We start from the raw sequence: 10,269 nt of genomic DNA, 5'->3' as shown, positions 1-10,269 counted from the left end.
CCGTGCTGCCTGTTTGGTTGAACCCCAACCGGCAACCCGTTTAGTATGCCACAGACCGGCCGACTTATGCAAATACGGCGTGTCGCAACAGCCAAAAACGGCCCAAATCGTTGAAATTCCAACGTTTTACGCAAATCGGCGCCGAACAACGCAGAAACCCCGCCTCCCGAGCCTTGCGAACCGCAATATACGGGAAACGGGGTTTCGACAGCTACGCGCTAGTCTCAGCCGAGGATGGCCAGGATGTCACGAGCGGAGACGATAAGGTAATCCTCGCCCTGGTAGTGCACCTCGGTGCCGCCGTACTTGGAGTACAGCACCTTGTCGCCGACCTTGACGTCGACCGGGATACGCTCGCCGGCGTCGTTACGACGGCCCGGGCCGACAGCCAGGACTTCACCCTGCTGCGGCTTCTCCTTGGCATTGTCCGGAATGAACAGACCGGAAGCGGTCTGGGTCTCGGCTTCCGCCTGCTTGACGATGATCTTGTCTTCCAACGGTGTGAGTGAGATCGACACTGTGGACCTCCTCTTTCTAAAGAGAAATCGATACTTACCGCGCCGGGACCCGCTAGCAAGAGGCTGACGATCACTTACGGCGTCGTCCTTTCGCGCTGTGACTTATCCTAGCGCGATTATTAGCACTCTGCCAACTCGAGTGCTAACGCTCTGAGAGAAATTATCAAAAAAGCCTGAAACCATGCGGTTCCAGACTTTGTAAAAAACGGTTCAAGCGTTTCGTCAGGCGCTACGACGGGCCAGAATGGCCTCCAGGCCGGTGCCTAGGGAGTCCGAAGTCACATCCGGAGCCTCCACATCGGCACGTACTTCGGCATCGTGGAATCCCGGAACGTCGACCTCTCTGAGGTGCACGCCCTCATCCACGCGGGCGGCGGCCTCATCGGCATCCATGCTGCCCATTGCGTCGCTTGGCGGAATCAACGGCTCAGCCTCGTCGGAAGGCGTTTCGACGGGCACGGCCTTGGCCACTTGTTTGGTGGATTTGATCTCCATGCTTTCCGGAGCATCCACCTCAACGTCGGCACCGTCGCGAGGCGCACCCAACGAGAAGGAAATCAAGTCCTGCGTGGACTTGACGGCAACGGTTTTGGCTTCTTCGGCCATATTGTCTCGCTCATCGTGGATGGACAGTCCCACTTCCTTGACGTCAGCGGGCGCGGCATCCGCACGTTCGGTTGTCTGGTCGACGGCCTTCTCGGCAGTCTGCGTCTCTTCCTTGGAAGACATCTCTTCCTTGCGCCGTTTCACCGCGGCGTCCCGATCGGCCTTGCCGCGGGCGATCGCCTGGCGAATCTCCCCCTCGGGAACGACATCGGTCTTCAACTGCTCGTCGGCGACCTTGCGGGCCTCGGCCAGCTCCTGCGCGCGCAGTCTGGCACGTTCCGCCTGCTCCGCCTGCGCACGTTTGCGTTCGGCGGCGGCACGCTTCTTCACCTTGGCATGGTATCTGGCGACCTTCCGCTCCCACGCCACGGCCTGCTTGGACGCACGCACACCCAACGCGAGCACCGCGGCCAGCAACGCGGCCGGAATGAGCGCGAACAGCGGACTGAAGTGCAGTGCGAACGCACAGACCAGCACAACGACCGTGATTGTCAGCAATGAGACGGCGATGGCGCGCCTCCTGCGGACCGCGGCGTGACGAAGGGCGCGAATTTCCGCGATCCGTTCTTCGGATGTTGCGCCTTTGTGCGCCTCTGTGGACTGCATCAGTACCCCTTTCGCTGCCGCGACGGTCTCATCGGAAAATCGCGTTCCGCTGTCGGCATCCACCAGATGCAACGACGGTGAAAAGCGGTCCTCGCGATGTTCGATCACCCTCTTCATGCCTTTAATCGTCCGTCTGGGCAACCAAATGAGCATCAGGATGACAACGATCGCAAGCACGACCACCGTGCTTAACGATTCATAACCCATATGTCATAAGAATAGGTGACATTCCGACATTCGAGGCGAGTCCTCCCCGGCGTGTCGAATCAGGAGGGTGAATTCCCTGTCATCAGACGCGCGGTGAAACCGTTTGGCGCGTCCTCGGCCATCAATACGTAGCTTTCATGATCGCGCCATTGGTCGTTGACGTACATATACGCGCGCCGCACCCCCTCCAACGTTGCTCCGACCTTGCGTGCGACGGCACGGGACCGCTTGTTTTCCGGCAAAATGTCGATTTCCATGCGATGCAGTCGAGGTCCGGTCGGGTCGAACATGGCCCAATCCGCCAACAGCGCCACCGCCATCGGCGCGTAGCCACGCCCGGCGCAACGCTCGTCCACCCAATAGCCGACGACGCCGGAACGCATCGCGCCGTAGCAGATCGCGCCCAACGAGATCTGCCCGACGATACGGCCATGCTGTTCGATGGCGAACACGGCACCGGTACCGGCCCGTTCGTTGCGCCGCAGTTGTTTCATCCATTCCTTGTAGGTGATGGGGGCGCCGTGCAGCGGATCGCCGGATTCCCACGGCTTGAGCCAGGCATCGTTGCGCCAGCGAACCTCGTTCCACTCGTCATAGTCGGCACCCGTCAACGGGCGCAGACTCACCGGGACGCGCATGCTATGCGATTGGATGAATTCCGGCATTTCAAAGGAATTATTCCCCGGACGACGCATCATGTCGCTCAAGGATTGCAAAATCGTCACCCTTCCATTGTGCCCCACCCATACCCCATGTTCCGTTTTCCACGCAATCGAACCGTGGTACAACGAACGATATGGACATGTATGAGCAACAACGCGAGCTGAAACGGCATTGGCGCGCGGCTGCGATCGAACGACGAAAGCGGACGTCCGCCGACCAGCGTCGCGAAGCGGGACGGCTGCTTGCCAAACACGCATTGGAAGCGTCGTTGATTCGACCGCGATCGACCGTCGCGGCCTTCGCCTCGATGGGCAGTGAAATATCGATGATGCCGTTGCTCGAAGCGATGTTCGACACGGATTGCCGTGTTTTGGTGCCGCGTCTGGGTGCTGGCATGAAAGTCGGCTGGAGTGAGCTGAACGGTCTTGACGATCTGCGCGACCAGCGCAATGCTGATGGTTCCATCAACACACATCGCCCGCAGGAGCCGGAAAACGCAGCGGAAGGACCGGAAGTTCTCACTTCGGCCGAGCTGATCATTGTGCCAGCGTTCGCTGTGGACGAACATGGTTTCCGATTGGGGCGCGGCGGCGGTTGGTACGACCGCGCTTTGGAGCATCGTAGCAGCACCGCGCGCGTGGTCGCCGTTTGCTGGCCTTGGGAGCCGACCGACGAGACCGTGCCGCATGAGCCGCATGATATTCCCGTCGACGGCGTGCTCACGCCGGATGGTTATGCCGATGTCCGAGGATAGGACGGTTGCGGGGCCGTCTCAGGGAACGTACTAGGATATGTCCCGTTAAGAAATTTGGGATTGTGCGTAAAGCGAGGATATCGTGCCTACTTACCATTACCGTTGCAAGAACTGCAACTACGACTTCACCGAGCAGCAGTCGTTCACCGACGATCCGATCACCGTATGCCCGGAATGCGGCGAGGAGCAGGTCCGCAAGGTTTATTCCGCGGTGCCGATCGAGTTCAAGGGGTCCGGCTTCTACCGCACCGACAAATCCAAGTGACCCACAGGCGCGGAATCCAACGCGACACGCCGAAGATTGTGGATAACTCCCATTCTCCGACCACAACCCCGGATTCCGCTTGCCGTGGTCATAACAATCAGGTCATCATGCATGCATGATGACCTTTTTTCATTCCTTGATGGACCGCCGGCCACATTCGAGTTTGCGCACATCGACGGCTTCGGAAGGACGGACCGCGCGCACGACGCGTCTGCAACGAGACCGGCATGGTTCGACTGCCGCATCGTTGGAAGCCAGACGAAGCAACGCACGCCTGCATCGGTTCCTCGCCGCATTGTGCGCTGGCCTGACGGTATTCGCCACGCTGCAATGCGTACGCGCAGCCATCGCCACGCAGCCTATTGTGGTCGCGGTGCGAAATGTCGCCAAAGGCACGGCCATCACACGCGAAGCCGTGGAGTTACGTGAGGCGCCGAGCGATGGCTCGCTGAGCAACGCCTTCCATACGCTTGACGACGCCGTCGGCCTGATCGCACAGGTGGGCATCGGCGCGCACGATGTGCTTATGTCGGGCATGGCCCGTGCGTCCCCCGTTGTGCCGCAGGGCCATACGAGTATCGAAGTGCGTTTGGCAAGTGTGGCCGGCGGTTTGATTCCCGGAGACAAGGTGACACTTTCCAGCGCCACCATGACAGATGCTGAGATGCAGTCCGGCACACCGAATGTCGCGGATATGCCGAACGGTACGGAAACGCCGTCCGGCATGGCTAATGATATGCCGGACGGTGGTGTGGATGCGCAGTTACGCACGATCTGCACCGAAGCGCTGCTGACCGGCAAACCGGCTAAGGATGCGCAAGGCAATACCATCGCGGTGTTCGCCATGCCGCCCAATGAGGCGGCCGTCGTGTTGCGGGTTCAGGAATACAGTGCGGTCATCGCCACCATCAATTAATGGCTGATAATCCTAATCGATAGCTGGCCCCGGCTGGACGTATCAGCGGCCACGTTCGGAGAAGACCGCCCAATGTGGCGGAAGCTCGTTTAGGATGCGCTTGTCGTCATCCGCCTCGCGTTGGCGCTTGGTGAGCACGTCCGAAGGTTCGAGTTTGACGCCATCGGCATCGAACAGTTCCGTACCTTGGCGGACCACGCGCTTATGCTTGCGTGCGGTCCGCCGCGTGGCGGAATAACTGGGTGTGGAGTGCGTCTCGGACTGGGTCTGCGAATCGTCATGCTCCATGACGTTTTCGATATGCTCGGCGCTCACCGTTCCTCCCGGTACAGGCTTCCCAGTCGTGCCACGATGCGGTCGACTTCCTTATCGGGGTTCACGAACGCGCCGACGCTCCATACCGTCATCACCGACCAGCCAAGCGATTCGATGTCCTGCAGCAGCACGCGATGGCGTTCCCTGGTGGATTGCAATCCCATGAACTGCGCGTCATCGGTGAGCACGGCCAAAGCGAACGGCTCGCCTTTCAGACCAACCACCAACGGCAGTTTGAGTCCGTCATCGAAACCGTAATCGACGGCCACGTCCAAGCCGCGTTCGCGGATCCTCTCGGCGAGATCGTTGAAGAGCACGTTCTCTCCAGACTCCTTGATCGCCGGGCGGACCATGCTGTCATCAAGCTGTTCGGCCCAACGCAGCACGGTTTTGAGCGCCTTCGGACCATCCTGATGCAGTCGCTCGTCGTCCATATCGTCGGATGCGAAGGACGAGACGATGTCGAGATGACGGTCCGGTACCGCCAAAGCGTCCAGCAGCATGCCTCGACCGCCGTCGGATTCCAGCGCGCCGAACTGCTGCAGCAGCCTGCCGTGCGAGGTCTTGGCGTAGCACATCGCAAGAATCGCGTCGGTGGCGTGGGCGCCGGCCACATCGACGATGTCCACGATGCGCACGTGGCGCAGGAACATGCCCATGGCCTTGTCTTTGTTGGCAAGCGACTTGAGCTCGGCACCCAGACGGATGCGGAACGTGTGCGTGAGCGCCACCACGGTAAGCACATACGATGCGGGAACGATGGTGAAACCGGCCGCGCGCTTGCGGATGATGCTCACCACTTCGTCGATCTCCTGCTGGCTTGATTCGACCAGACCGGAATTGATGACCGGCACACCGTTGGCGTCCGGCACGAAATGGTACGCGACTTCGCCTTGGTATCCTTCACGCGCCACATCGCACGGCACGGAGCCGTATCCTTCCGATTCAAGGAAGGCGTTGAGCTTCGGCGCACGGCGAACCGGCCTGTCGGTTATCTTCACGCTTGGCAGCAGTGCGATCAGTCGCTGCAGGCCATCGGATGTGACGGTCTTGCGGTGCGCGATCACCACGACCTGCTTCGCGCGGGCGATGATGCTGAGCAGCTCGATGGACGGAATATGCGCGGCCGTATCGATGATGACGGTATCGGCAAGCGGCGCCGGGTCGGTGATGGCAGCGAGCGTGGCTGGCGTTGCCACCAGAATCGGCTTTGCCGCGGCCAAAATCTGCGGATGCTCCCTGCGCAGCCTGTTCAACGGCACGTTTCGGGAACCGGCAAGCGTGGTATGCAGCAGATTGGCTTCCTGCGTGCGGGAGAAAAGCATGTCGCACAGACGGCGTACGGACTCTTGGGCGACCATCGGTCCAATGGAACGCACGTGTTCGACATCCACCTGGGTGAATCGGTCGGCGGCGCTTTGCATGGCGGAGCCATCCTGGTTGGAAATGATGGCGGAGGACTTCACGATGTCTTCGAAAGCCGTGGTCCACCACGCCAGCTGCAGTTCTCCGGCCACGGCGTCGTTCGGCACGCCGCGGTTGCTCAGGTCCGCCACAAGCTCATCCAGACCGGCCGAATGGAACTCACGTTCCAGACGGGCGCGTTCCGGCAGCGTATCCAACGCCTGCTTGTCGTCATACAGGGCCTTCAGACGCTCTTCCACCTGGTTGAGGTCGACGGTGTCCAGATTGCCGCCCTGCGGTGTGGTGGCGAGCGCCACGTTCAACGCGGTCATATCGTTCGTCAGCTGGTCCTGCGTGTTGATGATGTCGTCGAGTTTGGCGGGCAGCACCGGCCATCCGCCGTGAGGAACGAACATGTGCCACTGTTCGGCCTGCTTGGCCACCACGAGCAGCGCCTCATGCAGGTTCTCCACCTGCGCGCCGACGCGCAGCATCGACTTGGCCTCCTTGATATGGCGGCGACGTTCCCAGAATCCCATGGAGCTGCCTTCGGCCTTGCGCTGGGCCTTGGGCTTGGTGGCCTCGATCATGGAATCGATGTCGCGTTCGAAGATTTCCGGCTGGAAGACGTCGAGCACGCGGCGCAGGTTCTTGAGCACCATGACCTGGCGTCCCCACTCCTGCGCGGTGGTGGGAATCGGGAAGCCGCAGGTCTGCACGGTGCTGGACACCTGTTTGCGGGTGGCGGGCAGCACCTTGCGCAGCAGCTCGACCACACGCTGGTATGCGCTGACCGCTTCCTCTTCGGAATACAGGGAGGCTTTGTACCAGGCGGTGTCCTGCGCGCCGATGGTGTATTCGCCGAGTTCTCCCGCGCGATACAGCTTCTGAGCCCATTCCTCCATCTTGTCCGCGATGGAATGGGCGGACTGCTTGGCCAGACGCACATGCGTGGTCGGATGCGTGGGCAGGACGGCGATTTGTGCGAGGTTCTGGATGGTCTGGTATGCGGACACGCCCCATTCCTGGCTGACGCCGTGCAGGTCGCCCAGATAGCGGGCCAGGCGGGAACGCACACCCACCAGCTCATCCGAAATCTGGTCGAAACGCGAAGTCGCGACGCCGGATTGGAAACCGACTGCGGCTATCAGCTGACGGTCGATTGCCGCATTGGCGCCGTCATCGGCGATGTCCAGCAATTGGCCGCTCATCTCGTTGGCCGCGATCGTCTGCATGAAACGGCGCTTTTGGTCGGTGACGCACGGCACGTACAACACGCTGTGTCCGCCCATCACGCAACGGGAGGCGATTGCCGCGGCCTGTTCGGCCGTGTTGCCGCTGATCGCGCTGTCCACGAAAATCGAATGCCCGGATGCGGCCAGCTGCGCCGCGTATCGGACGGTGTTGTCAACGTCGCCAATCTCGTATTCGCCATGGGGATCGGCGTCGAACGGACTGTATTCGGGAATCTGCGCGTCTTTCAGCGCGTCCGCGGCTTCCTTGTTCCCGGCGAGCGCGTCCAGGACGGTGTTGCCTGTCGGGCCTTGGGACAGCTGGTTGATGATCTGGCGACTTTCCACCAGCATCTGCGAGGACGGGTCCATGAAGCAGCCGAGGATGATGTGACGTTCGATTTCGAAATCGGGGAAAACGCTGGACGCGCGCGCTGTGATGGCCGCGAACACCGCGGACGTTTCGGGGGTGCCGCTTTCGTAATTCGAACCATCGAAGAGCTTGGTCTCGTCCAATGTCACGTTGTTTTCACGCATCACGGCGGCGAAGGCCGCGTTCAGACGCACTCGTCCGGTGAACGCGATGACGGTGCCGTTCTCGATGTTGCGGCCTTCCTTGCGCACTTCGACCGGATACATGAGCACCGGCATCTGGTTGCCTTTCCAAATGGCCACGCCGACCACCAAGGAGAGTTCGCCGACGCCGCTGACACGGCTTTTCGCGTCACGGTCGTCGAGCACGCGTTCCACACGCCTGCCCGCGGCGCGCAGCATGCCGTTGTCTCGGAACAACGAGTCCAAGGTGACGTGTCCTTTGGCGAACAGCTGCGCGATGCCCGATGGGTGCGCATGCGTCAGGTCAAGCTGGGCGCTCAGTTGCGTCACATCCTCAAGCGGGGATGGTGCCAGACCAAGGCGATACTCCTCACGCCATCCGCGGATACGGTCCAACGCGGTGGCCGTCTCTTCGTTTTCGCTCATATACCGACTCACTTCCCTACTGCCTTGCGGTATTCCTCATATCCCGGATTGTGTGCCAAAGCCGCATCGATGTCTTGGTTGCCCAATGCGCCCAACCACGCGTACAGGTCATCGTATAGGGATGGGTTCATGGCGAGGAACGGCAACAGTTCCGGATGACGCGCCATCTGGAACTGCACTGTGAAATCATCCGTGCGTTTGGCGTCATCGGAGGTCAGGCCGTCGACCTCGATGGTCTGCTCCTGCTTGGCGAGGCCGCCTTTGGACACACGGTCGAATACCGATCCCGGTTCGAAGATCGGCTTGAATGCGGCGGTTTCGTCCGGCGCGGGCTGCGATTGGCTGTTTTGCGGGCGGAACCGCTCGTCGTCGTCTTCCGCGGCCACCGTTCCCGGCTGTTCCGTCTGCGGCTGCGTAGCGTGCATCGGCTTCGACTGCTGTTCGGCGGGCTGCTGTTCGGCAGTTTCCGATGTGGGCTGTTCCGCCATCTGCGATTGTTCGGCGGACTGCGTCTGTTCCTGGGCGGACGCGTCAGCCGCATTGTCAGCCTTGTCAACGTTGCCTGTGTTATCGCCAGTGTCGTTCCTGTCGGGCAGAGCGACGGCGATTGGCGTGTTGGGGCGCGCGCTGAACAGCTTGTCCACCGGAATCAGGTTGTTCTTGTTACCGTCATGGGATGCTTCCAAGGGCCGAGCGGCTGTCTCGGTTGAGACGGCAGCCACCTCGGCATCGGTCGCAGCCGCATCAGCGGAATCGGCCGCATCGGCCTCGATCTCAGCTTCAGCCTCGGCCTGCGCTGCGGCGTCGGCGAACAGGTCGCGGGGCTTGTCCGCGGCCACGACGGTTTCCTGAACCAAGGAGACCGAGGGGAATGCATCTTCGAGTTCCGGCTTGTCGGCATGCTCCGGCGTGAAGGTCTGACGTTCCGCCTGGTGCAGAGCATCGGCACGGTCGGTGACATTGCGCGCGTGGAAGAACGTCGTCGGCTCGCCGGCACGCAGATTGAGGATGTCGTCCACGGACATGTCGGCTGCATCCGGTTCCTGCGGAGCCTCGTCGGAGACCGCGTATTCGAACAGGTTCGAAACCGGCTGGCTTGTATCATCCGAGACACCGGAGGTGGCGTCGTCATCCTCGTCATCGTGTTCGAATGCGGATTCGAGCGTAAGACGCACGTCGCCGAACTGCAGGGTCATCGAGTCGATGGGCAGCTTGATGTCCTCGCCTGCGGTCAGGCGCATCAGTTGGCCGTTGTTCGTCACCACGAACGAGCCGTTGGTGGAATGCAGATCTCGTACGGAGCAATTGCCCTGCTTGTCGACGGAGAGGACCGCATGTCTTTTCGACATGGACTTGCCCGGATCCATGATGTCGAGACGAGCGAACCCGTCATCCGACAGCGGGCGCAACGGTTTGCGCCCGACTTCCACGCTTTCGCCGTCATGAAGCGTTTTCACGTTGTTTCCGTCAACTTTGACGGTCCACTGCCGCGTCATTCGTCGATCCTCGCTCACCGTTGTCGGCCTTCCTTTCGCACTACACTATCTGCCATTGTGTCATGATTCATCGCGAAAGTAAGGATTCCGAACCGATAAATTGACAACTTTCGCCTAATTCCCCCATTTTAGAACATGCCTGAGTCATGCTCCATATGCGGAAAACCCCGCTGCCTTACGGCAAACGGGGTTTCCATTACAGCTTGGTGATTGCGGCTTGAAGCCGCGCGAATCACTTGAGCTCGACGGTGGCGCCGGCTTCTTCGAGCTGGGACTTGGCCTTCTCGGCGTCTTCCTTCTTGGCCT

At 60.8% G+C, this 10,269-nt stretch carries 10 protein-coding genes; 3 read left to right on the top strand and 7 right to left on the bottom strand.

Annotation, left to right across the window (positions count from 1 at the left end):
* Positions 1-224 precede the first annotated feature (224 nt).
* The 3 genes from groES to Q5H31_RS07705 all read right to left on the bottom strand — a co-directional run bounded on the left by groES (position 225) and on the right by Q5H31_RS07705 (position 2,602).
* On the bottom strand, positions 225-518 hold the full coding sequence (groES, locus tag Q5H31_RS07715; RefSeq protein ID WP_011742802.1) for a co-chaperone GroES: 294 nt from the start codon (positions 516-518) through the stop codon (positions 225-227).
* A gap of 222 nt (positions 519-740) precedes the next feature.
* Positions 741-1,937, bottom strand: coding sequence for a hypothetical protein (locus Q5H31_RS07710; RefSeq protein ID WP_003807886.1), 1,197 nt, complete (start codon positions 1,935-1,937; stop codon positions 741-743).
* Positions 1,938-1,996: 59 nt separating this feature from the next.
* Complete coding sequence (locus Q5H31_RS07705; protein WP_003807884.1) at positions 1,997-2,602, bottom strand: GNAT family N-acetyltransferase; 606 nt, start codon at positions 2,600-2,602, stop codon at positions 1,997-1,999.
* A 137-nt stretch (positions 2,603-2,739) separates the two neighbouring features.
* Here Q5H31_RS07705 and Q5H31_RS07700 point away from each other — a divergent pair, with 137 nt between their 5' ends.
* The 3 genes from Q5H31_RS07700 (at position 2,740) to Q5H31_RS07690 (ending at position 4,535) form a co-directional block, all read left to right on the top strand.
* Positions 2,740-3,354, top strand: a complete 615-nt coding sequence (locus Q5H31_RS07700; RefSeq protein ID WP_302457647.1) for a 5-formyltetrahydrofolate cyclo-ligase — start codon at positions 2,740-2,742, stop codon at positions 3,352-3,354.
* 82 nt (positions 3,355-3,436) lie between these two features.
* Positions 3,437-3,619, top strand: a complete 183-nt coding sequence (locus tag Q5H31_RS07695) for an FmdB family zinc ribbon protein (protein ID WP_003807880.1) — start codon at positions 3,437-3,439, stop codon at positions 3,617-3,619.
* Positions 3,620-3,866: 247 nt separating this feature from the next.
* The gene (locus Q5H31_RS07690) at positions 3,867-4,535 is read left to right on the top strand and encodes an SAF domain-containing protein (protein ID WP_229076943.1); all 669 of its coding nucleotides are present in this window, start codon (positions 3,867-3,869) and stop codon (positions 4,533-4,535) included.
* Positions 4,536-4,577: 42 nt separating this feature from the next.
* Here Q5H31_RS07690 and Q5H31_RS07685 read toward each other — a convergent pair whose 3' ends face one another.
* From Q5H31_RS07685 to Q5H31_RS08240, 4 genes are all read right to left on the bottom strand, one after another.
* A complete protein-coding gene (locus tag Q5H31_RS07685) occupies positions 4,578-4,823 on the bottom strand; it encodes a hypothetical protein (RefSeq protein ID WP_033499404.1) in 246 nt (81 codons plus the stop codon).
* A gap of 23 nt (positions 4,824-4,846) precedes the next feature.
* The gene (locus Q5H31_RS07680) at positions 4,847-8,467 is read right to left on the bottom strand and encodes a helicase (RefSeq protein ID WP_003807872.1); all 3,621 of its coding nucleotides are present in this window, start codon (positions 8,465-8,467) and stop codon (positions 4,847-4,849) included.
* 8 nt (positions 8,468-8,475) lie between these two features.
* A complete protein-coding gene (locus tag Q5H31_RS07675) occupies positions 8,476-9,963 on the bottom strand; it encodes an FHA domain-containing protein (protein WP_302457646.1) in 1,488 nt (495 codons plus the stop codon).
* A 232-nt stretch (positions 9,964-10,195) separates the two neighbouring features.
* On the bottom strand, positions 10,196-10,269 hold a 74-nt coding region (locus Q5H31_RS08240), incomplete at its 5' end, for a ribosomal protein L7/L12 (RefSeq protein ID WP_368043777.1).

The sequence above is a fragment of the uncultured Bifidobacterium sp. genome (assembly GCF_959020155.1).
Classification (GTDB): Bacteria; Actinomycetota; Actinomycetes; order Actinomycetales; family Bifidobacteriaceae; genus Bifidobacterium.
This window is presented reverse-complemented; position numbering and strand designations above follow the sequence as displayed.

Bases quoted from the DNA above. Each gene is read 5' to 3' on its own strand.
- Q5H31_RS07710 (WP_003807886.1), bottom strand. From the start codon at position 1,937: ATGGGTTATGAATCGTTAAGCACGGTGGTCGTGCTTGCGATCGTTGTC.
- Q5H31_RS07700 (WP_302457647.1), top strand. From the start codon at position 2,740: ATGTATGAGCAACAACGCGAGCTGAAACGGCATTGGCGCGCGGCTGCG.
- Q5H31_RS07680 (WP_003807872.1), bottom strand. From the start codon at position 8,467: ATGAGCGAAAACGAAGAGACGGCCACCGCGTTGGACCGTATCCGCGGA.
- Q5H31_RS07685 (WP_033499404.1), bottom strand. From the start codon at position 4,823: ATGGAGCATGACGATTCGCAGACCCAGTCCGAGACGCACTCCACACCC.
- Q5H31_RS07675 (WP_302457646.1), bottom strand. From the start codon at position 9,963: ATGACGCGGCAGTGGACCGTCAAAGTTGACGGAAACAACGTGAAAACG.
- Q5H31_RS07705 (WP_003807884.1), bottom strand. From the start codon at position 2,602: ATGCCGGAATTCATCCAATCGCATAGCATGCGCGTCCCGGTGAGTCTG.